The sequence below is a fragment of the Rhodococcus chondri genome, from assembly GCF_036327435.1.
GTDB lineage: Bacteria > Actinomycetota > Actinomycetes > Mycobacteriales > Mycobacteriaceae > Rhodococcus > Rhodococcus chondri.
Genome location: NZ_JAUZMZ010000077.1, coordinates 1 through 22934 on the forward strand (window position 1 = coordinate 1; position 22934 = coordinate 22934).

Consider the following 22934-nt stretch of genomic DNA (forward strand, 5'->3'; position numbering starts at 1 on the left):
ACGTGGTCGTGAGTGATACCGAGCTTTGAAACGTTGTTCTTGGCATCCGCCGCGGCGACCACGGTGGCTCCTCCTTAAGGTTGGGGTGCGCGGACGTTCCGCATACCCGACGTGACGATCAATGGTCAAAGCGAACATCGTCGGGCGGCTCAACGCAACCCGAATCGCTGCAAAACCCCCGAGAATCTTCTCCGGCGACGCTACGCCAGCCCGCTTCGAAAGTCCGATCCGGCGCCGTCGGCGTGGCGCCGAAGGCCGGAAAGTGCGGGTGAGGGGTGCCGCTTGCTACCCGATAGGGGAAGATGAGGGGCGCATCATGTTCAGATGTCGATGAGTCGGCTCCCACAAGAGCCGGCCTACGGAGTGGGTGCCACACCTCGCGCACCCCACCACGATGAGGAGCAGACGTTGACAGACCTGATCCACGGCCCCGACTCCCGAGCAGTCGCCAACACTCCCGGCGCATCGGGATCGGGACCCTCGACCAACCCGAAGACGCCGGCCACGGACAGCCGAGTTCGGGTGATCCGCGAGGGCGTGGCTTCCTACCTTCCGGACATCGATCCGGCGGAGACCGCAGAGTGGCTCGAGTCGTTCGACGGCATGCTCGAAGCGGCCGGCCCGACCCGCGCGCGTTACCTGATGTTGCGCATGCTCGAGCGTGCGAACGAGCGCAACGTATCGATTCCCGCGCTGACCTCCACCGACTATGTCAACACCATCCCCACCGAGAATGAACCGTGGTTCCCCGGTGACGAGGAAGTCGAGCGTCGTTTCCGCGCTTACATCCGCTGGAACGCCGCGATCATGGTCACCCGCGCGCAGCGGCCCGGCATCGGTGTCGGCGGGCACATCTCCACCTACGCCTCGTCGGCAGCGCTGTACGAGGTCGGGTTCAACCACTTCTTCCGCGGCAAGGACCATCCGGGCGGCGGCGACCAGATCTTCATCCAGGGCCACGCCTCCCCCGGCATCTACGCTCGCGCGTATCTCGAGGGCCGTATCCCGGCCGAGCAGATGGACGGCTTCCGACAGGAGGCCAGCCACGCGAGCCAGGGCGGCGCTCTGCCGTCCTATCCGCACCCGCGACTGCTGCCCGGTTTCTGGGAGTTCCCCACGGTCTCGATGGGCATCGGCCCCATGAATGCCATCTACCAGGCCCGGTTCAATCACTACCTGCACGACCGCGGCCTCAAGGACACCTCCGATCAGCATGTGTGGGCGTTCCTCGGCGACGGCGAGATGGATGAGCCCGAATCGCGCGGCCTGGCGCATGTCGCCGCCACCGAAGGCCTCGACAATCTGACGTTCGTCGTGAACTGCAACCTGCAGCGTCTCGACGGTCCGGTGCGCGGCAACGGCAAGATCATTCAGGAACTCGAGTCGTTCTTCCGCGGCGCGGGCTGGAACGTCATCAAGGTCGTCTGGGGCCGCGAGTGGGACGCCCTGCTGCACGCCGACAAGGACGGCGCGCTGGTCAACCTGATGAACGTCACGCCGGACGGCGACTACCAGACGTACAAGGCCAACGACGGCGCGTTCGTCCGTGAGCACTTCTTCGGTCGCGACCCGCGCACGAAGGAACTGGTCAAGCACCTCAGCGACCAGGAGATCTGGAATCTCAAGCGTGGCGGCCACGACTACCGCAAGATCCACGCCGCCTACAAGGCTGCGCTCGAACACAAGGGCCAGCCGACGGTGATCCTGGCCCACACCATCAAGGGGTACACCCTCGGTAAGCACTTCGAGGGCCGTAACGCGACCCACCAGATGAAGAAGCTGACCCTCGAGGATCTGAAGTACTTCCGCGACGTGCAGCGCATCCCGATCTCCGACGCGGAGCTCGAGAAGAACCCGAAGATGCCGCCGTACTACCACCCCGGCTTCGAGGCACCCGAGATCCAGTACATGCTCGAACGCCGCCGCAATCTCGGTGGGTTCCTGCCGGAGCGCCGCACCGACACCGCGCCGCTGAAGCTGCCCGAGGCCAAGACCTACGACGTGGTCCGCAAGGGCTCCGGCAAGCAGCAAGTGGCCACCACCATGGCGGTCGTGCGGGTGCTCAAAGAGTTGCTGCGCGACAAGGAGATCGGCAAGCGCATCGTGCCGATCATCCCCGACGAGGCACGCACCTTCGGCATGGACTCGTGGTTCCCGTCGCTGAAGATCTACAACCGCAACGGCCAGCTGTACACCTCGGTGGACGCCGACCTCATGCTCGCCTACAAGGAGAGCGAGATCGGTCAGATCCTGCACGAGGGCATCAACGAGGCGGGCTCGACGGCTTCGTTCACGGCGGTGGGCACGTCGTACGCCACGCACGGCGAGCCGATGATCCCGGTGTACATCTTCTATTCGATGTTCGGTTTCCAGCGCACCGGCGACGGTCTGTGGGCTGCGGCCGATCAGATGGCGCGCGGGTTCGTGCTCGGCGCCACCGCCGGTCGCACCACCCTCACCGGTGAGGGTCTGCAGCACGCGGACGGACATTCGTTGCTGCTCGCATCGACGAATCCGGCTGCGGTGACGTACGACCCCGCCTTCTCCTACGAGATCGCGCACATCATGCGCGACGGTCTCCGGCGCATGTACGGCGGCACCGAGGGTGTCGACGGGTTCGGCGGGGAGAACATCTTCTACTACATCACCATCTACAACGAGCCCTACTCGCAGCCGGCCGAACCGGAGAACCTGGATGTGGAGGGCCTGCTCAAGGGCGTCTACCTCTACCGGCCGGGCAGCGCATCGGGTCCGAAGGCCCAGATCCTGTCGTCCGGCGTGATCGTGCCCGAGGCCCTGCGGGCGCAGCAGATGCTCGCCGAAGAGTGGGGTGTGTCGGCCGATGTCTGGTCGGTCACCTCGTGGGGCGAGTTGCGTCGCGACGGCGTCGAGTGCGACCGTTACGCGCTGCTCAACCCGGGCGAAGATGCCCCGGTCCCGTACGTGGCGAAGGTTCTCAACGACGCCGCGGGTCCGTTCGTGGCGGTCTCCGACTGGATGCGTGCCGTGCCGGACCAGATCCGCAAGTGGGTACCGGGCGATTACACGGTGCTCGGCGCCGACGGATTCGGGTTCTCCGATACCCGTGCCGCGGCGCGCCGCGTGTTCAACATCGATGCCGAGTCGACGGTCGTCGCGGTGCTCGCGGCGCTGGGGCGCGAGGGTGCGATCGATACGGCGCGTGCGGTCGAGGCCGCCGCGAAGTACCGCATCGACGACGTGCTGGCTGCGCCCGAGTCGCTCGCGGATCCGGGTGTCGCCTGACCGCGGGGTGGAGTCGAATTTCGCGGCGGGTCTCCGGTGACCGGGCGGCCGCCGGGTAGGTTCTTTCCATGGTCGACGAGCCTGCATCCCCCCGGCTGACCCGGGCACCGGGCGTTCCCTCGGGGCGCCCGGTGCCTCCGGTCCGGCCGGAACGGGCGCCGCTGCCCGACGCCTTGTTGCGTCGGGTCAAGCAGTTCTCCGGTCGGTTGTCGACCGAGGCTGTGCATGTGATGCAGGAACAGTTGCCGTTCTTCGGTGATCTCGATGCCTCGCAGCGGGCCACGGTGCAGCTGATCATCCAGACCTCGGTGGTCGACTTCATCGAGTGGGTTCGCGACCCGGACAGCGATATCCGCTTCAGCCTGAATGCGTTCCAGGCCATTCCCCAGGATCTGGCGCGTCGTCTGACGTTCCGGCAGACGGTGGACATGGTCCGGGCGGCGATGGAGTTCTTCGAGCAGTGGTTGCCCGCGCTCGCGCGCAACGAGGAGCAGCTCGTCTCCTTGACGGAGGCGATCCTGCGGTACGGGCGCGAGCTGGGTTTTGCGGCTGCATCCGTGTATGCGAGCGCGGCGGAGTCACGAGGCGCCTGGGACACCCGGCTCGAGGCGCTGGTCGTCGACGCGGTGGTCCGCGGCGACACCGGATCGGACATGCAGTCCCGGGCGGCCACGCTGAACTGGGATGCCACGGCGCCCGCGACCGTGATCGTCGGCAGTCCGCCGCCCGAGGAAGGCGTGTCGGTGGTGACCACGGTGCACACCGTCGCCCGCCGTTACGGCCGGGCGGCGCTCGCGGTGGTGCAGGGTGCGCGTCTGGTCATGGTGGTCAGCGGCGATCTGCACGGCACGTCGGAGGCTGCGGCGTTCCGCGACGAACTGATGCGCAGTTTCTCCGATGATCCCGTGGTGATCGGCCCGACCACCCCGACGCTCGCCTCCGCTCACGTCTCCGCCGTGGAGGCGATGGCCGGAATGCGGGCCGTGGTGGGCTGGCCGGGGGCGCCGCGGCCGGTGCATGCGGCCGAGTTGCTGCCGGAACGGTCGCTGCTGGGCGATCCCGCGGCGATCGTCGCGCTCGAGGACTACATCGTGGCGCCGCTGGCCGCCGCGGGCAGTTCACTGGCCGCAACGCTGGACGCATACCTCGACAGCGGGGGCGCTGTCGAGTCCTGCGCCCGAAACCTGTTTGTTCATCCAAATACCGTCCGGTATCGACTGAAGCGAATCACAGAAGTCACGGGGCGGGATCCCACAAATCCCCGAGATGCGTACGTGTTGCGAATCGCGGCAACCGTAGGTCGCTTGGCTCGAACTCATAACGAATTGCGATCCCCGGCACCACCTGCCACTCGTTTCACAATTCGCGAAGCGGACACGTAACGCCGGTCGGGGTAGGTCCGATAGCGGACGCCGACATGGGAATTTGTAGGAACCCTACAATTCCTGGTCGAACCTTTCATTCCTACCGACATCTCGGAGGGGTGCCGAATGGGTGTTCTCTGATCATCGTGATTTCCTTGCTTGCCCCCGGTCAGGGGTCTCAAACACCCGGAATGCTTGCGCCGTGGCTCGAGCAGGCCGGCTCTCGCGACCGCATCCAGCTGTGGTCGAAAGCCTCCGGCCTCGACCTGGAGCGCCTCGGCACCACCGCCACAGCAGAGGAGATCACCGATACCGCAGTGACCCAGCCGCTCGTCGTCGCCACCGCGCTGCTGGCCCACGACGAACTCGAGTCGCGCGGTCTCGTCCCGGCCGACACGATCGTCGCGGGGCATTCCGTCGGCGAACTCGCGGCCGCCGCGATCGCCGGCGTGATCAGCGCGGACGACGCCGTCTCGCTCGCCGCGATCCGCGGCGCAGAGATGGCGAAGGCGTGCGCGTTGGAACCCACCGGAATGTCCGCCGTGCTCGGCGGAGCCGAGGACGAGGTGCTCGCTCGCCTCGCCGAACTGGATCTCACCCCGGCGAATATGAACGCCGCCGGTCAGATCGTCGCCGCGGGTCGCCTCGACGCACTCGAGAAACTCGCCGCGAACCCGCCTGCGAAGGCCCGTGTCCGGGCGCTCCCTGTTGCCGGTGCCTTCCATACCCGTTTCATGGCACCCGCCCAGGACGCCGTGGCCGCCGCCGCGGGCAAGATCACACCCAGCGATCCGACCCGCACCTTGCTGTCCAACTACGACGGCGCAGCCGTCGGCTCGGGCACCGATGCCCTCGACCGGCTGGCCGCGCAGGTCACCCGGCCGGTCCGATGGGACCTGTGCACCGCCGCGATGCGAGCCGCCCAGGTATCCGCCGTGGTGGAACTGCCCCCTGCCGGCACGCTCGTCGGCATCGCCAAGCGCGAAATGCGCGGCACGCCCACTGCGGCCCTCAAGACTCCCGTGGAAATCTCCGCACTGGCCGAAACGCTGTAACTCGGCTAGTTTGCTGCGCGCGCCGTCGCACAGCACGGGCACGAAAGAACCGGGGATCCCCGGGCCGGGCGGAATCCTCCGTCCGGTTGACACGACACAGACAAACCAAGAAGGGAGCCACGACGTGGCTACTCAGGAAGAAATCATCGCCGGTCTCGCGGAGATCATCGAAGAGGTCACCGGCATCGAGCCCTCCGAGGTGACCATCGAGAAGTCGTTCGTCGACGACCTCGACATCGACTCCCTCTCCATGGTCGAGATTGCCGTCCAGACCGAGGACAAGTACGGCGTCAAGATCCCCGACGAGGACCTCGCCGGCCTGCGCACCGTCGGCGATGCCGTTTCCTACATCCAGAAGCTCGAGGCCGAGGGCGTTCAGGCCACGAACGACAACGAGTGAGTTCTGCCGTGACTTCCGCTTCTCCTCGGACACTGCGAAACGTCGTCGTCACCAGCCTCGCGACCACGACGTCGCTCGCTGGTGACGTGGATGCCACGTGGAAGGGACTTCTGGCCGGCGAGAGCGGCATCGGCACACTCGGAGGTTTCGTCGACGAGTTCGACCTTCCGGTCCGCATCGGCGGCACGCTGAAGGTCAGCCCGGACGAGACCCTCTCGCGTGTCGAGATCCGCCGCATGAGCTTCGTCGAGCGGCTCGCCCTGACGCTGTCGCGCACGGTGTGGGCGAACGCCGGCACCCCGGAAGTCGATCACGACCGGCTCGGCGTGGTCATCGGCACCGGCCTCGGCGGCGGCGAGAGCCTCATCGACGCGGTCGACAAGCTGCGGGCCGGCGGCTACCGCAAGGTGTCGCCGTTCGCGGTGCAGATGGTTATGCCGAACGGCCCGTCGGCGACCGTGGGCCTCGAACTCGGCGCCCGCGCCGGGGTCATCACCCCCGTCTCCGCATGCTCGTCCGGTTCCGAAGCGATCGCGCATGCGTACCGGATGATCGCGCTCGGTGACGCCGACATCGTCGTCACCGGTGGTGTCGAAGGTCAGCTCGACGCGGTGGCGACGGCCAGCTTCGCGATGATGCGGGCGCTCAGCACCCGCAACGACGACCCCCAGGGGGCGTCGCGCCCGTTCGACAAGGACCGCGACGGATTCGTCTTCGGCGAGGCCGGAGCGATGATGGTTCTCGAGAGCGAGGAGCACGCGAAGGCCCGGGGCGCGACCATCCACGCCCGGCTCCTCGGCGCCGGCATCACGTCGGACGGATACCACATCGTCGCTCCCGATCCGGAAGGCACCGGCGCGGCCCGTGCGATGACCCGGGCCATCGAGAGCGCCGGACTCACCAAGGCCGACATCGGGCACGTCAATGCGCATGCAACGGCAACCCCGATCGGCGACATCGCCGAAGCCAAGGCGATCGGCGCGGCCGTGGGCAACCACGCCGCGATCTACGCACCGAAGTCCGCACTCGGACATTCGATCGGCGCAGTCGGTGCGCTCGAGGCAGTACTGACGGTCCTGAGTCTGCGTGACGGAGTCATTCCGCCCACGCTCAATCTCGAAAATCAGGATCCAGAAATCGATCTCGACGTAGTCAAGGGCGAACCTCGCTACGGCCGATTCGATTTCGCGTTGAACAACTCGTTCGGATTCGGTGGGCACAACGTGGCGCTTGCGTTCGGCCGGGTCTGACCCGTCCGCACTCGCCTCACCGTGGCGGTGGGGGTCCGCAGGACCGGGGCCCCCACCGCGACACCCACTACCGCGCTTGCCCGAGGAGCACCGATGACCATTCTGGATCCAGCCACTCAGCGCGACACCGCCGTGGATCCGCGAGACCCACTGGCACGTCTCGAGAAACTGTTCGATCCGGGAACCGTCGAACTGCTTCACCCGCGCGACAAGTCCGGGGTGCTCGCGGCAATCGGGCAGGTCGACGGTGTCCGCACCGTCTCCTACTGTTCGGACGCGACCGTCATGGGCGGCGCCATGGGTGTCGAGGGCTGCAAGCACCTCGTCACCGCAATCGATACCGCGATCGACGAGGACATTCCGATCGTCGGCCTGTTCCACTCCGGCGGTGCACGCCTCGCCGAAGGTGTGGAGGCCCTGCACGCCGTCGGACTGGTCTTCGAAGCGATGGTCCGCGCCTCCGGCCGGATCCCCCAGATTTCCGTCGTCCTCGGCTTCGCCGCGGGCGGCGCAGCCTACGGTCCGGCGCTCACCGACATCGTGATCATGGCGCCCGAGGGCCGTGTCTTCGTCACCGGCCCCGACGTCGTGCGCAGCGTCACCGGCGAGCAGGTGGACATGGAGTCCCTCGGCGGACCCGACACCCACACCAAGAAGTCCGGTGTCGCGCACATCGCCGCCGAGGACGAGGAGGACGCCCTCCACCGCGCGCGGCGGCTCGTGTCGATGCTCGCCGAACAGGGCGAGTTCGATGTTGCCGCAGCCGAACACGGCGACACCGATTTGCGCGCGCTGCTGCCCGCATCGCCGCGTCGCGCGTACGACGTCCGGCCCATCGTTCATGAGCTCCTCGACAACGTCGAGGGCGAATCGAGCTTCGAGGAACTGCAGGGCGGCTGGGCACGCAACGTCGTGACCGGTTTCGGCCGGCTCGGCGGCCGCACCGTCGGTGTCATCGCCAACAATCCGCTGCGACTCGGTGGCTGCCTGAATTCCGAGAGCGCCGAGAAGGCCGCCCGGTTCGTGCGGATGTGCAACGCGTTCGGTGTTCCACTGGTGGTCGTCGTGGATGTACCCGGCTACCTTCCCGGGGTGAGCCAGGAGTGGGAGGGAGTCGTCCGGCGCGGCGCCAAACTGCTGCACGCGTTCGCCGAAGCCCAGGTGCCGCGGGTGACGCTGGTGACCCGCAAGATCTACGGCGGTGCCTATATCGCCATGAATTCCCGAGCGCTCGGCGCGACTGCGGTCTTCGCATGGCCGGAAGCCGAGGTCGCAGTGATGGGCGCGAAGGCAGCGGTCGGCATTCTGCACAAGAAGGCGCTCGCCGCCGCGCCGGAAGACGAGCGGGAGGCCCTGCACGACCGTCTGGCAGCGGAGCACGAAGCCCTCGCGGGTGGAGTGGGTCGTGCGATGTCGATCGGTGTGGTCGACGAGATGATCGAGCCCGCCAAGACCCGCAGCACTCTCGCTGCCGCTCTTGCCGGCGCGGCCCCGGTTCGCGTCCGGAACAAGAACATTCCGCTGTAGAGGCAGCCCGAACACGACAACGTTCGAACACAACACTGCGCGTCGCCACCCGATCGGGTGGCGACGCGCAGTTCGTCTTCTGTGGATCCGGCGGATCGGTGGCTAACCGACATCGCGACGGAGCCAGGTCACCTCGGCACCTTCGTCGCCGCTGCGATAGATCTCGAGTTCGTCGTCCCATGCGGTCCCCAACGCACGGTGGATTTCGGAGGCGACGTCGACGGAGGCCAGCATCGCGCGGAGCCGCATCTCGCCGATGACGATGTCGCCGTTGGCACTCATGTTTCCCCGCCACAGTCCCAATCGGGGGACGTAGCTGTAGCGTTCACCGTCGACCCCCTCACTCGGGTTTTCGGTGATCTCGAACCTCAGCATCGGCCATACCCGCAGCGCCTCGGCCAGACGGCTCGCGGTACCCACCGGACCTGCCCACTCGACGCAGGTGCGCAGCAGGCCGACATCGGCGGGTTGCCCGGTCCACGTCAGGTCCGGCCGGCTGTCGAGTGCCGCAGCCAGCGCCCACTCGATATGCGGACAGACCGCGGCGGGCGACGAGTGAATGTAGACCACTCCCGTCGTCGCATCCGCGAACTGGTTCGATGCGCGCATACATCACCTCCGATTCGACGAGGACGTCTTCCCCAACGACCTCTGCCGAAAGTTCTCGTATGCGACTGACGCCTAGTGTGCCGGTGTTGCGGCTGTTTCGCTAGGTAACGGGAGAGGTTTCTGTGAGTTCTTGGACGATCGCGTCGTTTACCGCAGGCCACAGGGGCTTTGCCCAGTCCCCGAATGCTCGATTCGTCAGTACGACGCAGGCGGTTTCGATTTCGGGATCGACCCACAGGAATGTGCCGGATTGACCGAAATGCCCGAATGTCCGCGGTGAATTGCTCGCACCGGTCCAGTGGGGATTCTTGTGTCCGCGAATTTCGAAACCCAGTCCCCAATCGTTGGGCTTGAAAGTTCCGTAGCCCGGCACCAATCCGGCGAGACCGGGAAATTGGACGCCGGTGGCCTCGTCGAGCGTCTGCCGCGACACCAACGTCGGCTCGAGTAACTCCCCCGCGAAGTACACCAGGTCGGCCGTCGACGAGTGGCCACCGTGTCCGGCCGGACCGGGCAGTGTCGACTCGCGCATGCCGAGCGGTTCGAAGACGCCTTCGGTCAGGTAGTCGGCGAACGCGATACCGGTCTCCGATGCGACAAGTTCGGCGAGAATCTCGAATCCCGCGCTCGAGTAGATGCGTCGGCGTCCGGGTTCGGTTTGGGGGGTGCGCTCCGCGAAAGGGAGTCCTGAGGCATGGGCCAGGAGGTGGCGCACGGTCGAGCCCGGCGGACCGGCCGGCTGGTCGAGCTCGATCGCACCTTCCTCGACCGCGACGAGCACCGCGTAGGCCACGAGAGGCTTGGTGACCGAGGCCAGCGGATAGACGCGCGCCGGGTCGCCCACCGACCCGACCACACCGCCGCTGCGGGTCAGAACCGCGGCAGCGGCGTGGTCGACGGGCCAGTCGGAAATCAGATCGAGGCTGCGCACCACGTCAGCCTACGAGACGGCGTGTGATGCCGCACCGTCACCAGTCGGCGTCGGTGTACTTGATCACGCCGCGAATGTTCTTGCCGTCGAGCATGTCCTTGTAGCCGTCGTTGATCTGCTCGAGCTTGTAGGTCCGCGTCACCATGTCGGCCAGGTTGAGCTGGCCGGACCGGTACAGGTCCAGCAGGTTGGGGATGTCCACCCGAGCATTGCAGCCGCCGAAGATGTTGCCCTTCAGGTCCTTCTGCAGCATCGAGAACAGGAAGGAGTTCAGCTTGACGTCCATGTCGGACATGAAGCCCATCGCGGTCACGACACACTTGCCGCCCTTCGAGGTGAGCGTGAGCGACGGGTCGACCAGGTCGCCGGACATCTCACCGACCGTGATGATCGTCTTCTGGCACATGCGCCCCCACGTGATCTCCATGATCGGAACGATGGCTTCCTCGATGGAGGCGAAGGTGTGGGTGGCACCGAACTTCAAGGCCTGTTCGCGCTTCCACGGCACCGGATCGATGGCGAACACGTGGCGGGCGCCCGACGCGACCGCGCCCTGCAGGGCGCTCATGCCGACACCGCCGACACCGATGATCGCGACGGACTCCCCCGCCTTCACATCGGCAATGTGCGTAGCGGAGCCCCAGCCGGTCGGAACACCGCAGCCGACGAGGGCCGCGAGTTCGAACGGGATGTCCTTGTCGATCTTGACGACCTGGGTCTGGTTGACGGTCATGTACGGCGAGAAGGTGCCCAGCAGGCACATCGGGATGACGTTCTGGTCGCGCGCCTGGATGCGGTACGAACCATCGGAGATCGCCTGGCCGCTGAGCAATCCGGCCCCGAGGTCGCACAGGTTCGAATGTCCCGATGCACACGACGGACAGCGGCCGCAGGCCGGAATGAACGACAGAACGACGTGATCGCCGACTTCGAATCCGACGACGCCGTCGCCGACCTTGGTGATGACACCCGAGCCCTCGTGCCCACCCATGACGGGGAACGACGGCATCGGCGTCGCACCGGTGACGATGTGATGGTCCGAATGGCACATGCCGGCGGCCTGCATCCGGATCTGCACTTCACCCGCGACAGGATCCCCGAGTTCGATCTCCTCGACCGACCACGGTTCGTTGAGACCCCACAGCACCGCACCCTTGGTCTTCATCTGGCTTCGCCCTCCATCGCATTGCAATTGTGGGAGTGACGATAGCCACAATCGGACCAAATTGGAACAGGTTCTAGGAAAGTTCGCGGTACTCCACGTCCCACACATGGTGGACGTGTTCGTGAGCGAAGTAGAGCGCCAGCGTCGTGACCGTGAAACGTGCGCCGTCTCCACGACGGCCGGTGCGCCCCCGCAGGGCTTCCGGGACCGCAGCGAAGGCCCCCACCGCCTCGTCCGCCGCCGATCGCAACTCGGCGGCAACGGTAGCCGGCGCCTGGCGTCGGTAGGCATCCGCGATCGCCGCACCGTCCTGGTCCCAGTCCTCGAACGGCGGATCCTCCTGCTCGAGCATCAGGGCCAGCCGGCCACGGAACACTCGGCAGACATCACGCACATGAGCCGCGTACTCGACCGGCGCCCAGGTGTCGGCATCGGGCCGATTGCCTGCGTCCGGCCGCGCGAGGACCGCAGACCAGGAACCGAGTCGCTCCCGCACGAGGGCCGGAATGTCGTCGAAGGCAACGGCGGAGGGGTCGAATCCGCAGTCGGGGCACGCACGCTCGACGACCCAGCTCCAGTCCTTGACATCCGGGGTGATGGCCATCCGGCAATGCTAGGCCCGCTCCGGTACGACCGGCTCGCGGATACGCTGATCTCATTGCGGAGAATGACATTTCCGATTAGCGTAAGCCGTATGCCATCGGCTGGCGAAGGACCGACGCGACGGCACCGGACAACGGAGGACAACAGACATGACGACGAAGGCGCTCGCGCCCGACGTATCGACCTGGCCGGCGGAACACCCGCAGCTCATCGGCAGCCACTGCGGCGACTGCAGCGCCACGACGTGGCCGCAGCAGTCCAGATGCCCGCGGTGCAGCGGTCCCCACATGTCCGAGCAGCTGCTGCCGCGTCGCGGCACCCTGGTCGCGTGGACGACCCAGGGATTCGTCCCGAAGCAGCCCTACGCCGGCAACGAAACCGCGAAGACGTTCAAGCCGTTCGCTTTCGGCCTGATCCAGCTCGGCGACGTCGTGCGCGTGGAAGCGCGACTGACCGAGAACGATCCGGCCAAGTTGGTTCCCGGCATGGAACTCGAGCTCACCTTCGTCCCGTTCTACACCGACGAAGACGGCACGGACATCGTCACGTGGGCATTCGCGCCGGTCTGATCCACACACACCTGATCGAGGAGTCCTTGAAACTATGAACGACGTTGCCATCATCGGTGTGGGTCTTCACCCGTTCGGCAGATTCGGTACCAAGTCGGCCATCGAGATGGCCGCCGACGCAATCCAACTCGCTCTGACCGACTCGGGTGTCGCCTGGAAGGACATCCAGTTCGGCATCGGTGGGAGCTACGAGGTCGACAACACCGACGCGGTGACGCGCCTCGTGGGTCTGACCGGCATTCCTTTCACGAACGTCTTCAATGCCTGCGCCACCTCTGCCAGCGCCATCGAGCAGACGGCCGACGGCATCCGCTCGGGCAAGTACGACATCGGCATCGCCGTCGGCACCGACAAGCACCCCCGCGGTGCGTTCACCGCCGACCCGGCCATGCTCGGACTGCCGGCCTGGTACGCCGAGAACGGCCAGTTCGTCACCACGAAGTTCTTCGGCATGAAGGCCAACCGTTACGTCATCGACCACAACATCTCGCACGAGACGCTCGCCCGTGTCGCGGCGAAGAACTACCGCAACGGCGGCTTGAACCCGAAGGCGTTCCGGCGCACCGAATTCAGCATCGAAGAGATCCTCGAGTCTCCCATGCTGAACTACCCGCTGACCGCGAAGATGTTCTGCGCCCCCGACGAGGGCGCCGCTGCCGTCATCATGTGCCGCGGCGACCTGGTGTCGAAGTACACCTCGAACAAGCCCGTGTACCTGCGCTCCACCGCTATTCGAACCCGCACGTACGGCGCCTACGAGGTGCATGCGACATGGGCGGCAACCGAGGAGGACGTGTCGCCGACGGTGTACGCGGCGAAGGCCGCATACGAGACCGCCGGCATCGGCCCCGAGGACGTCGACGTCGCCCAGCTCCAGGACACCGATGCCGGCGCCGAGGTCATCCACATGGCCGAGACGGGTCTGTGCGCCGACGGAGACCAGGAGAAGCTGATCGCCGAAGGCGCCACCGAGATCGGTGGCTCTCTGCCCGTGAACACCGACGGCGGTCTCATCGCCAACGGGGAGCCCATCGGCGCCTCCGGCATCCGCCAGGTTCACGAGCTGGTTCTTCAGCTGCGCGGTCAAGCCGGCGAGCGCCAGATTCCGGGTGAGCCGAAGGTCGGCCTCGCCCAGGTCTACGGCGCACCCGGAACCGCTGCCGCGTCGATCCTCTCCCTCTGAGCAACCTCATACTCGGAAAGATCGCCCGCTGTCCCGGATCTCCTCACACGATGGGGAATCCGGGACAGCGGACCGAGTTGTCTGCCGCTACGGCAGTCCACCGTCCAGGTGAATTCGCGCCACCACCGCGCGATGGTCGGCGCCCGGCAGATCCACCGTCTCCATCGCCGTCGCCGTTCCGTCCGCGACAAGGATGCGGTCGATACCGATCACCGGCGGCAACCACCTGTCCGTCGGGTAGGTACGCAGATGCCCGGCACCGGCCTGATCGGCGGCGTCCTCGAACCGTCCTGACAAAAGGTTCCGGTACTGCGAGTGGTCGTAGGTCGCGTTGAAATCGGCGCCGACGATCGCCGGACGTNTCGGCGGTGTCCATGCGAGAACCCCTGCCAGCCGGGACAACTCGTCGGCCCATGCCTGGGTGCCGAATACCGGCGGTACGGCGTGGAAGGCGTAGACCGTCGCGGGGCCGACGCCGGGAATGCTCGCGGTCGCCGAGATCTGACGAAGGACGAAGCCGTCGTATTCGACGGTGTCGGACAACGGGAATCGACTCCAGATCCCAGTCCCCGATGCCAGCTCGCCAGGTGCGAGATACCGGTGCGGCAACAGCTCGTCGAGTCCCGTCCGGACGAGACCGTCGGCCCCCGCCGGTGTCAGTTCGCTGACGGTGAGGACATCGATATCTCGCGCGCGCACCTCGGCGACCACCGCTTCCGGATCGGCACCACCGTCGAACAGAATGTTCGCCTGCATGACGTTCACGACAACCCCGGCCCCAGGGTTCCCGCTCGCGACGTACAGCGGAGCCTGAGTCCAGGTCGCAAGGGCAAGCACGACGAGGGCCGCGGCCGCACCGATCCGGCGCCGCAGGACGACAAACAACGCAACGCCGACGACGGCGCCGATCAGCAGGTACGGCACACCCGACGCCGCAAGCACGAAGACACGCGACGACGAGGGGCTGAAGTGCAGTGCGATGCCGGCAGCTCCGATCGACGTGGCGATCCACGCGAGAACACCGGACCCGATCCGCACCCACTTCGACATCACACCCGACAGATAAGCACATGGACGAAAATGTCTGCCGCTGCGCCGCGCGCCATCCGCCCCCGACGGTGGTCCTCGCCGCGAAACGGACCGATTCTGTCCGCTGTATGCGGGATGCTGGGGGCCATGACCGACCTCACCTGGAATTCCGCCCTGCGAGACCAGCTCGCATATCCGGTGCGTAGCCGCCTCGAGGGTCTGACCGACGACGAATACTTCTGGGAACCCGCGCCCGGCTGCTGGTCGGTGCGCCCGCGCGGTACCGGCACGGCACCGGTGCAGGCCGGGTCAGGGGCCATGACCATCGACTTCGCGATGCCCGAACCGGGTCCGCCCCCGTTCACGACGATCGCGTGGCGGCTCGGGCACGTCATCGTCGGTGTGCTCGCGATGCGCAACGCCGCGCACTTCGGTCGCACCCCCACCGACTACATGTCGTTCGAGTACGCCGCGACCGCCGACGACGCCTTGATCCAGCTGGATACGGAACTTGCGACATGGCTCGCCGGTGTCGAGTCGCTCGGGGAGGCCGGACTCGCCCGCCCCTGCGGCGAGGCTGAAGGACCGTACGCCGAGTACCCCCTGGCAGCGCTGGTGCTGCACATCAACCGGGAGCTGATCCACCATCTGTCCGAGGTCTGCCTGCTCCGGGATCTCTACCTTCACACTCGTTGACGGACCCGACAGGAGGCGAGCCGATATGGCCCACCGAGTTCAGATCACGTTCGACTGCGCCGATCCATCCGAGTTGGCGAAATTCTGGGCCGACGCTCCCGGGTTCCGGAAGGAAAACAGGCCAAGAATCGTGTCCATCTCGACGTGCGGGCCGCCCCCGGCCTCGAGGGTGATGCGCGGATGTCCGCCCTGGAGACGGAGGCCGAGCGCCTCGTCTCCCGCGGCACTTACCGTCTCCAGCGTTTCGAGCCCGCTCCCCCACTCGAGGCCGGTCACATCGTGATGGCGGACCCCGAAGGGAACGAGTTCTGTCTCGACTGAGTACGCGCGAAACGCGAGTGTGCCTATCCCGCAGGGAGTGTCTCCGGCCCGCGAGGGTAATCTACGAGGTGCCAAGAGGGTCGACAACGGGGAACGACTCAGCCGGATCAATGAGTCGAGGAGTCCTTTCGTGCGTCGATATGGTATGCCACAGCGCGTTTTTCACAGTCTTGCCGTATCCGCGGTCGCCGTGTCGATGACGGTGTTCGGGGTCACGGTCGCGAACGCCGAACCCGCACCCGCCGAGGCGCACGTCGAGCATCTCGAGCACATCACCGAGCAACGCTGGAAGATCGATGTGTACTCGCCGTCGATGGACACGGTGATCCCTCTGGACGTACTCCGTCCGGCGGATTCGAGCATGCCGAGGCCGGTGCTGTATGCGCTCGGCGGTGCCGGTGTCGGCGTCATCGAAGGTACCGGTTGGGCCGAGAGCAGCGACATCTTCGAGTTCTACTCGGACAAGGACGTCAATGTCGTCGTGCCGGCCACCGGCAACTTCAGCTACTACACCGACTGGGCGAACGACGATCCGGTGCTCGGACGCAATCAGTGGCAGACCTTCCTGACCGAGGAACTCCCGCCGGTGATCGACGAGGCGTTGGGCGCGAACGGCACCCAGTCGATCCTCGGTATGTCGATGAGTGCGGGATCCGCACTGGACCTGGCGATCCAGAGCGGCGACCTGTATTCCGGTGTCGCGTCGTTCAGCGGGTGCGTGCGCACCAGCGATCCGATCGGCAAGCAGTTCGTCAAGCTCGTGGTGGAACGCCGCGGCAAGGGCGACGTCGAAAACATGTGGGGTCCCGACGGCGATCCCCGATGGGCCGAGCATGACGGATATCTCAATGCAGACCTGTTGCGCGGCAAAGATATCTATCTGACGAGCCGGAACGGCCTCCCGGGACCCTACGACGTTCCCGGGCAGGAACGTGCGGCAGGTGAATCGTTCACCACGCAGATCATCGCCGGCGGGGCCATCGAAGTGGCCACCAACATCTGCACCCGGCAGTTGGTCGACAAACTCGGCGTTCTGGGGATTCCCGTCACCGCAGACCTCGGCGCACCCGGAACCCACTCCTGGAGCTACTGGGAGGACGATCTCCGCAATTCGTGGCCCGTCCTGGCCGTGTCGATGGGTCTCGACGCCTGAGACCTCGCTGCCGTCCACAACGGGATCAGACCCAGGGTTGTGGAGGCGGCGCGGGCGAGGAAGCCTGGTATCGACGGCTACCGAGCGTCGGTGGGTCGTCGAACAGGCGGTTGATCATGAATCGGGCCGAACGGGTGGACAGGACTGCCATCGCCGGTGAACTCGAACGCACCCGTGTGCACCTCCACCGTCTTCTCGACGAGGTTTCCGACGCCTCGTTACGGCGCCGGTCGGCCGGGACCCGATGGACCAACGAGCAACTGCTGTTCCACATGGTTTTCGGGTACATGGTTGTGCAGGCGCTGCTTCCGCTGGTGCGGGTGGTCAGCCGGCTACCCGCCGGAGTCGGGCGGCGATTCGCCCAGGTCCTCGACGCCGGCACACGGCCATTCCATGTGGTCAACTACTACGGTTCCTGCGCGGCGGCACTGGTGTACAACCGGAACCGGATGGGCGCGAAAGCCGACCGGGTCATCGGTGCGCTGAGTCGCCGGCTGCAACGCGAATCCGAGTCGACACTGCGGCGAGGCATGCCCTTTCCGGTGCGCTGGGACCCGTTCTTCACCGACTACATGACTATTGGTGAGCTGTACCTGTATCCCACCAGACACTTCGACTTCCACGAGCAACAACTCACCCTCGATCGGCATGAACCCACCGAGTGAGGAAGGCGGCATAGCTCGATGAGCGCCGCGCACGGTCGAAGTGGGGCGGGCGGGGCTCGAACCCGCGACCAATGGATTATGAGTCCACGGCTCTAACCGACTGAGCTACCGCCCCGTCGCTGCCACTCGGACAGCGCGTTTCGCATGGTACCCTGCCGCACGCCATCCGATCCTAACGGGGTCACCCGGCAATGAAAGCCTTCGCTGCCGACACCCGGACGACGACAAGTGCGAGCAGGGCATGGGCCGCGGTCGCGCCGAGCCCGCGGTCGATATGGCGGAAATCACACCAACCGGCTCACGCGGCGCACGCCCCCGAAACGAAGAAATCCTCCCACCTGATTTCAGGTGGGAGGATTCTGCGCGCTCCCCCGGCTGGACTCGAACCAGCAACCGTTCGATTAACAGTCGAATGCTCTGCCAATTGAGCTACAGGGGATTGACCTGCGGTGCTCCGCGGTTTCCCCCGGTGCGTGAAAAACCATAGCGCCACATCCACCGAAGAACCAAATCGCCTGCGTGTGGGCATGGGAGCGAGGATCGGGCAGGATGGCATGGACGCGCAGACACAGCTGGAAGGACGACACATTGATGGGATTGTTGGTCGGGGCCGCCGCAGGCTACGTTCTCGGCACCCGGGCAGGCCGAGCCCGATACGAACAGATCAGCAAGACCGCCAAGGCGGTGGCCGGTAGTCCGGTCACGAAAAAGGCCATCGAAGTGGGCCGACAGAAGCTCTCGGATTCGCTGAGCCCCCAACCGAAGCTCGAACCGATGAAGCCGATCGACGAGGAAACCACGATCCTGGTTCCGCGCGACCAGCTCAAGAGGTAGGTCAGCCGGCCAGGCCGTCGCCACTCGTGTCGCCGATGGCCTGGTCGAGCAGGCTGCGCCGGTACTGCTCGAGTGCGACGAGGTCGCCGAGCAAGGCGTGGAACTCGTCCGATTCGGTGGCCGGCGAGATCCGCTGCAGTTTCGATTTCAGCTCCGCGACCTGTTCACCGACCCACACCTCCTGCAGCCGGGCCAGCACTCCCCCGATGTATCGAGGGACTCGATCCTCCTCGATGGGAAGCGACTCGACGACCAGTTCCATCACCAGCGAGTGCACCACAGGGTCCGTGGCGGCGCGGCCGACAGCGTCGACCCATTCGCCGCCTCCCAGCCCCGCACCTGCACCACCGGCGGCCGCCACCGCCTCACGGACAGCGGCGTACGCGGGGTCTGTGAATGTCTCCGGGGGCAGCGAGTCGAACACGGTGCCCGCGATACCGGGATATTGCAGCGCGGCCTTGAGGGCGTCGCGTTGCGGCCACAGTGCCGGATCGTTGGGGCGGGGCCGGCGCAACACACCCGCTTCGGCCGTCGCCGCCGGGGCCGGACGCGATTTGGCCTCGGGGACACGGCCGCCCTTGCGGGCTTCTTCCTGCACGCGCCGGCGCACGGTGGGGATGTCGTCCCAGCCCACCCAGTGCGCGAGCTGCACCGAGTAGTTGTCGCGCATCGATCGGTCCTTGATGCGCGCGACCACGGGAACCGAGCGGCGCAACGCCTCGACCCGCCCCTCGACGGTATCCAGATCATGTTCGGACAGAATGGATTTGACGACGAACTCGAACATCGGCGTTCGTCGGGCCACGAGGTCCCGGACCGCAGCGTCGCCGGATTCCTGCCGCAACTCGCACGGGTCCATGCCCTTCGGCGCGATCGCGACGAAAGTCTTGGCGGCAGTTTTCTGGTCGCCCTCGAACGCCTTCATCGCGGCCGCCTGCCCGGCGGCGTCACCATCGAAGGTGTAGATCACTTCCCCACGGAAGTAACTGTCGTCCATGAGGAGCCGGCGCAGCATCGCGAGGTGCTCGTCGCCGAAGGCCGTACCGCAGGCGGCCACAGCGGTTTTCACTCCGGCCAGGTGCATGGCCATGACGTCGGTGTAGCCCTCGACGATCACGGCCTGATGTGCCTTGGCGATTTCGCGTTTCGCCAGATCGAGGCCGAACAAGACCTGCGATTTCTTGTACAGCACCGTTTCGGGTGTGTTCATGTACTTGGCGGTGAGGGTGTCGTCGTCGAACAGCCGTCGCGCCCCGAATCCGATGACGTCGCCCGCGAGGTTGCGGATCGGCCACAGCAAGCGGCGATGGAACCGGTCGATGGGGCCACGCCTGCCCTGTCGCGACAGTCCCGCGGCCTCGAGTTCGGCGAATTCGAACCCGCGACCCAGGAGATGCTTGGTCAGCGCGTCCCATCCGGCCGGGGCATAGCCGCATCCGAACATTTCGGCGGCGGCAGCATCGAAGTCGCGTTCGGTCAGGTAGTCGCGGGCGGTCTGCGCGTCGGGAGTGCGGAGTTGTTCCGCGTAGAACTCCTGCGCGGCGGCGTTCGCGGCGACGAGCCGGGCGCGGGTACCGCGATCGCGTTGCACCGACGGTCCGCCACCCTCGTAGCTGATGGTGTAGCCGACGCGTTCGGCGAGCTGCTCGACGGCCTCGACGAAGCTGACGTGCTCGATCTTCTGCAGGAACGAGTACACGTCGCCACCCTCCCCGCAGCCGAAGCAGTGGAAGTGCCCGTGATTGGGCCGCACGTGGAACGACGGAGATTTCTCGTCGTGGAAGGGACAGAGTCCCTTGAGCGAGTCGGCACCACCTCGCTTGAGGGCGACGTAGTCCCCGACGATGTCCTCGATACGCACGCGGTCGCGAATGGCCGCGATGTCTCTGTCTGAAATACGGCCGGCCACGACGACGAGTCTAGGCCGTGCCGCGCCCGACCCCGGCCGGGGGCGTCTACCCCCAGCTGGCCTGCGCGGCGAGGCTGTCGCGGTCGATCCGCTCGAGCCGGGACTCGGTGCACGATGCGATCTGATCGACCACGACGCGTACCTTCGCGGCGTCGTCGGGTGCGGCAGTCCAGTCGGCGGCGAAGAACGGGTCGAGGCCGATAGGAGCAGTGCGTAACAGCCATTCGGCGACGCGGAAGATGCGTTCGCGCTGGCTTTCCTGCCGGGAACGGTGGGCACTGTTCGACATGACGAACTGCAGCGCCATGGTCTTGAGCAATGCGACCTCCGAGGCCACGACCGCCGGGATCACGAGGTCTGCGTCGTAGCGGGTGATCGGCTCGTCCCCGACGACCTCCCGGGTGCCGCTGATCGCCGCCGTGGCGTACCGGCCGACCAGTTCGCTCGTGAGTCGCTTGAGTGCCACCGAGCACGCGAGCGTGCCGTCGAAGGTGCTCACGGCGAGCACCACCGGCATCGAAGACAGCCTCTTCGCCGCTTCCCGCATTTCTGCGGGATCGAGCCCAGAGAACTCCCGCATGCCGAGTTCGATGAGACCGGTCACGGAATCGGCGTCGTCGAGGATCCGCAGGTCGATCCGTCCGTCGATGACTCCGTCCTCGAGGTCGTGCACCGAGTAGGCGACGTCGTCGGACCAGTCCATGATCTGCGCTTCGAGGCACTTGCGCTGCTCGGGAGCGCCCTTGCGGATCCATGCGAGCGACTCGGCGTCGTCGTCGTAGGTTCCGAACTTCGCTCCCGGGGAGGGACGTGTCCACGGGTACTTGAGCGTCGCGTCGAGCGAGGCGCGGGTGAGATTGAGCCCGGCGCTGGTGCCGTCGGGGTACAGGACTTTCGGTTCCAGACGCGTGAGGATCCGCAGGTTCTGCGCGTTGCCCTCGAAACCTCCGCACGGCGCAGCGACCGAGTCGAGAGCCCGTTCCCCGTTGTGTCCGTACGGCGGGTGCCCGATGTCGTGGGCGAGCCCGGCAAGGTCGACGAGGTCGGGGTCGGAGCCGAGCCCGTCGGCGATGCTGCGGCCGATCTGCGCGACCTCCATCGAATGTGTCAGGCGGGTGCGCGGCGTATCACCGTCGCGAGGTCCGACGACCTGCGTTTTGTCGGCCAGCCGTCGCAGGGCCGCGCTGTGCTGGACCCGGGCGCGGTCGCGCGCGAACGCCGTGCGGTCCGCGGCCGCCTGTTCGGCACCGGCCAGCCCGGATCGCTTCGCGGCCTCGTCGACGCGCCGCTCGAGTTCGTGTTCGCTGTATCCGTGCATCAGACCGTCCTTCGTCCACCGGACTCTACGTCCGGCCTTACTGCTCCGCTGTATACGGGAAATCCGCGGAGTAATGGGTGATCTGGTACCAGATCAGCGCGCCTGTCTCCCGGGCGATTCCGTGGAACTGCGATTCGCGGGTGAAGACCGCCGGTCCTTGCCGGGTCGGGGCCGTCCACGCCTCGAGACCCGAGTCGCGTGCCATGGTCCGGGTCCGCAGCGAATGCCACGGGTCGCTGACCAGTACCGCGGACGACAGGCCGAGCTCGCCCATCTCGCGGCTCACGGCCTCGACGCTGAGCAGAGTGTCGGATCCTTCCTCCACCGCGACGACGGCGTCGGCGGGCACCCCCCGCGACACCAGAAAGTTCTTCCCGGCGGCCGCCTCGGTGAACAGATCACCTTCCTGTTTGCCGCCGACGGTGACGATGCTCGGGGCCACGCCCCCCTCGTACAGTTTGCGGGCCTGCTCGAGTCGGGCCTCGAACACCGACGACGGAGTGCCCGAATACTGTGCCGCGCCGAGCACGACGATCGCATCGGCCGGCGACCGGTCGTCGATGCGCGCGACCTGCCAGACCCGGACCGCCGTTCCCCCGACGACGAGGATCGCGGCGAGCAGGACGCCGACGATCAGCCGCCGGGCCCAGCGCGCGATCGAAGACCCGAGACTGCGCTCCTCGCGGAGCGGCGGGGCCGGGTTCTGGCGGCGGGCTGCGGTACTCACCCCTCGATTCTGCCAGTGGTCCCCGCGGCGGCCGCGCGGTGACGCGCTGTTCCCTCGTCCGGTGCGACGAACTACTAGATTCGTCCACATGGCACACGCACCGGTCCCGCACCGACGTCCCGCCCGGCTCGTGCCGGCGCTGCTCCCGCTTCTGCTGGCGGCAGCGGCCTGGCTGCTGATCCCGGTCGCTGCCTCGGCGGAGCCACCGTCGCGGCTGCCACAGCCGATCACCGATACCGCCGGTGTGCTGGACGGCGACGACACCGCCCGCATCCAGCAGGCCGCCGACGCGTTGTACGACGAGCATCGACTGCAGCTGTGGGTGACCTACGTGTCCACCTTCGACGGGCTCCCCTACAACT

At 66.6% G+C, this 22934-nt stretch carries 21 protein-coding genes, 2 tRNA genes and 1 pseudogene; 14 read left to right on the top strand and 10 right to left on the bottom strand.

Features of this window, described 5'->3' with window-relative positions; all coding sequences use genetic code 11:
• Positions 1 to 408 precede the first annotated feature (408 nt).
• The 6 genes from aceE to Q8814_RS14475 all read left to right on the top strand — a co-directional run bounded on the left by aceE (position 409) and on the right by Q8814_RS14475 (position 8860).
• On the top strand, positions 409 to 3264 hold the full coding sequence (aceE, locus tag Q8814_RS14450) for a pyruvate dehydrogenase (acetyl-transferring), homodimeric type (protein WP_330152713.1): 2856 nt from the start codon (positions 409 to 411) through the stop codon (positions 3262 to 3264).
• Positions 3265 to 3332: 68 nt separating this feature from the next.
• Positions 3333 to 4646, top strand: a complete 1314-nt coding sequence (locus Q8814_RS14455; RefSeq protein ID WP_330152714.1) for a PucR family transcriptional regulator — start codon at positions 3333 to 3335, stop codon at positions 4644 to 4646.
• A gap of 128 nt (positions 4647 to 4774) precedes the next feature.
• Positions 4775 to 5683 (top strand): ACP S-malonyltransferase, encoded by a 909-nt coding sequence (locus Q8814_RS14460; protein WP_330152715.1) that lies wholly within the window; start codon positions 4775 to 4777, stop codon positions 5681 to 5683.
• 124 nt (positions 5684 to 5807) lie between these two features.
• A complete protein-coding gene (acpM, locus tag Q8814_RS14465; RefSeq protein WP_330152716.1) occupies positions 5808 to 6083 on the top strand; it encodes a meromycolate extension acyl carrier protein AcpM in 276 nt (91 codons plus the stop codon).
• Positions 6084 to 6091: 8 nt separating this feature from the next.
• Complete coding sequence (locus Q8814_RS14470) at positions 6092 to 7333, top strand: KasA/KasB family beta-ketoacyl-ACP synthase (protein WP_330152717.1); 1242 nt, start codon at positions 6092 to 6094, stop codon at positions 7331 to 7333.
• A gap of 93 nt (positions 7334 to 7426) precedes the next feature.
• Positions 7427 to 8860, top strand: coding sequence for an acyl-CoA carboxylase subunit beta (locus Q8814_RS14475; RefSeq protein ID WP_330152718.1), 1434 nt, complete (start codon positions 7427 to 7429; stop codon positions 8858 to 8860).
• A gap of 102 nt (positions 8861 to 8962) precedes the next feature.
• Here the strand turns inward: Q8814_RS14475 and Q8814_RS14480 are convergent, their stop codons facing one another.
• The 4 genes from Q8814_RS14480 to Q8814_RS14495 all read right to left on the bottom strand — a co-directional run bounded on the left by Q8814_RS14480 (position 8963) and on the right by Q8814_RS14495 (position 12169).
• A complete protein-coding gene (locus Q8814_RS14480; protein ID WP_330152719.1) occupies positions 8963 to 9469 on the bottom strand; it encodes a DUF3145 domain-containing protein in 507 nt (168 codons plus the stop codon).
• Positions 9470 to 9569: 100 nt separating this feature from the next.
• Entirely contained in the window at positions 9570 to 10400 is an 831-nt protein-coding gene (locus tag Q8814_RS14485) for a serine hydrolase domain-containing protein (protein ID WP_330152720.1), read from the bottom strand.
• Positions 10401 to 10437: 37 nt separating this feature from the next.
• Positions 10438 to 11565: an NDMA-dependent alcohol dehydrogenase gene (locus Q8814_RS14490; protein ID WP_330152721.1), complete on the bottom strand. Its 1128-nt coding sequence runs from the start codon at positions 11563 to 11565 to the stop codon at positions 10438 to 10440.
• Between the two features lie 73 nt (positions 11566 to 11638).
• The gene (locus Q8814_RS14495; protein WP_330152722.1) at positions 11639 to 12169 is read right to left on the bottom strand and encodes a DinB family protein; all 531 of its coding nucleotides are present in this window, start codon (positions 12167 to 12169) and stop codon (positions 11639 to 11641) included.
• Positions 12170 to 12317: 148 nt separating this feature from the next.
• Between Q8814_RS14495 and Q8814_RS14500 the strand changes: the two genes are divergently transcribed.
• Together Q8814_RS14500 and Q8814_RS14505 are read left to right on the top strand one after the other, a co-directional pair.
• Positions 12318 to 12737, top strand: a complete 420-nt coding sequence (locus Q8814_RS14500; protein ID WP_330152723.1) for a Zn-ribbon domain-containing OB-fold protein — start codon at positions 12318 to 12320, stop codon at positions 12735 to 12737.
• Between the two features lie 34 nt (positions 12738 to 12771).
• A complete protein-coding gene (locus Q8814_RS14505; RefSeq protein ID WP_330152724.1) occupies positions 12772 to 13920 on the top strand; it encodes a thiolase family protein in 1149 nt (382 codons plus the stop codon).
• An 87-nt stretch (positions 13921 to 14007) separates the two neighbouring features.
• Here the strand turns inward: Q8814_RS14505 and Q8814_RS14510 are convergent, their stop codons facing one another.
• On the bottom strand, positions 14008 to 14970 hold the full coding sequence (locus tag Q8814_RS14510; protein ID WP_330152731.1) for an endonuclease/exonuclease/phosphatase family protein: 963 nt from the start codon (positions 14968 to 14970) through the stop codon (positions 14008 to 14010).
• 126 nt (positions 14971 to 15096) lie between these two features.
• On the opposite strand from Q8814_RS14510, the gene Q8814_RS14515 reads away from it, so the two are divergent.
• From Q8814_RS14515 to Q8814_RS14530, 4 genes and pseudogenes are all read left to right on the top strand, one after another.
• Positions 15097 to 15645, top strand: coding sequence for a DinB family protein (locus tag Q8814_RS14515; protein ID WP_330152725.1), 549 nt, complete (start codon positions 15097 to 15099; stop codon positions 15643 to 15645).
• Positions 15646 to 15670: 25 nt separating this feature from the next.
• Positions 15671 to 15966, top strand: a pseudogene (locus Q8814_RS14520) (VOC family protein).
• A 145-nt stretch (positions 15967 to 16111) separates the two neighbouring features.
• Positions 16112 to 17119, top strand: a complete 1008-nt coding sequence (locus Q8814_RS14525; protein ID WP_330152726.1) for an alpha/beta hydrolase — start codon at positions 16112 to 16114, stop codon at positions 17117 to 17119.
• A 116-nt stretch (positions 17120 to 17235) separates the two neighbouring features.
• Positions 17236 to 17784 carry a DinB family protein gene (locus Q8814_RS14530; protein WP_330152727.1) on the top strand — a complete coding sequence of 183 codons (549 nt, stop codon included), beginning with the start codon at positions 17236 to 17238 and terminating at the stop codon, positions 17782 to 17784.
• Positions 17785 to 17825: 41 nt separating this feature from the next.
• Here Q8814_RS14530 and Q8814_RS14535 read toward each other — a convergent pair.
• Both Q8814_RS14535 and Q8814_RS14540 read right to left on the bottom strand, forming a co-directional pair.
• Positions 17826 to 17899: transfer RNA gene (locus Q8814_RS14535), tRNA-Ile, on the bottom strand.
• 251 nt (positions 17900 to 18150) lie between these two features.
• Positions 18151 to 18223 (bottom strand) — tRNA-Asn (locus Q8814_RS14540).
• Positions 18224 to 18372: 149 nt separating this feature from the next.
• Between Q8814_RS14540 and Q8814_RS14545 the strand changes: the two genes are divergently transcribed.
• Complete coding sequence (locus Q8814_RS14545; RefSeq protein WP_330152732.1) at positions 18373 to 18618, top strand: hypothetical protein; 246 nt, start codon at positions 18373 to 18375, stop codon at positions 18616 to 18618.
• 1 nt (position 18619) lies between these two features.
• On the opposite strand, the gene dnaG is transcribed toward Q8814_RS14545, so the two are convergent.
• From dnaG to Q8814_RS14560, 3 genes are read right to left on the bottom strand one after another with little or no spacing between them, the layout of a single operon-like run.
• Positions 18620 to 20527: a DNA primase gene (gene dnaG / locus Q8814_RS14550; RefSeq protein ID WP_330152728.1), complete on the bottom strand. Its 1908-nt coding sequence runs from the start codon at positions 20525 to 20527 to the stop codon at positions 18620 to 18622.
• 46 nt (positions 20528 to 20573) lie between these two features.
• The gene (locus Q8814_RS14555) at positions 20574 to 21845 is read right to left on the bottom strand and encodes a deoxyguanosinetriphosphate triphosphohydrolase (RefSeq protein WP_330152729.1); all 1272 of its coding nucleotides are present in this window, start codon (positions 21843 to 21845) and stop codon (positions 20574 to 20576) included.
• 37 nt (positions 21846 to 21882) lie between these two features.
• Complete coding sequence (locus Q8814_RS14560) at positions 21883 to 22572, bottom strand: YdcF family protein (RefSeq protein ID WP_408015906.1); 690 nt, start codon at positions 22570 to 22572, stop codon at positions 21883 to 21885.
• Positions 22573 to 22660: 88 nt separating this feature from the next.
• Between Q8814_RS14560 and Q8814_RS14565 the strand changes: the two genes are divergently transcribed.
• Positions 22661 to 22934: TPM domain-containing protein (locus tag Q8814_RS14565; RefSeq protein WP_330152730.1), on the top strand; the 274-nt coding region annotated here is incomplete at its 3' end.

Excerpts from the sequence above, each read along its gene's own strand:
- Q8814_RS14495 (WP_330152722.1), bottom strand. The coding sequence starts at position 12,169 with ATGGCCATCACCCCGGATGTCAAGGACTGGAGCTGGGTCGTCGAGCGT.
- Q8814_RS14455 (WP_330152714.1), top strand. The coding sequence starts at position 3,333 with ATGGTCGACGAGCCTGCATCCCCCCGGCTGACCCGGGCACCGGGCGTT.
- Q8814_RS14530 (WP_330152727.1), top strand. The coding sequence starts at position 17,236 with ATGAATCGGGCCGAACGGGTGGACAGGACTGCCATCGCCGGTGAACTC.
- Q8814_RS14555 (WP_330152729.1), bottom strand. The coding sequence starts at position 21,845 with ATGCACGGATACAGCGAACACGAACTCGAGCGGCGCGTCGACGAGGCC.
- Q8814_RS14515 (WP_330152725.1), top strand. The coding sequence starts at position 15,097 with ATGACCGACCTCACCTGGAATTCCGCCCTGCGAGACCAGCTCGCATAT.
- Q8814_RS14480 (WP_330152719.1), bottom strand. The coding sequence starts at position 9,469 with ATGCGCGCATCGAACCAGTTCGCGGATGCGACGACGGGAGTGGTCTAC.
- Q8814_RS14525 (WP_330152726.1), top strand. The coding sequence starts at position 16,112 with ATGCCACAGCGCGTTTTTCACAGTCTTGCCGTATCCGCGGTCGCCGTG.
- Q8814_RS14475 (WP_330152718.1), top strand. The coding sequence starts at position 7,427 with ATGACCATTCTGGATCCAGCCACTCAGCGCGACACCGCCGTGGATCCG.
- Q8814_RS14505 (WP_330152724.1), top strand. The coding sequence starts at position 12,772 with ATGAACGACGTTGCCATCATCGGTGTGGGTCTTCACCCGTTCGGCAGA.
- Q8814_RS14490 (WP_330152721.1), bottom strand. The coding sequence starts at position 11,565 with ATGAAGACCAAGGGTGCGGTGCTGTGGGGTCTCAACGAACCGTGGTCG.
- Q8814_RS14500 (WP_330152723.1), top strand. The coding sequence starts at position 12,318 with ATGACGACGAAGGCGCTCGCGCCCGACGTATCGACCTGGCCGGCGGAA.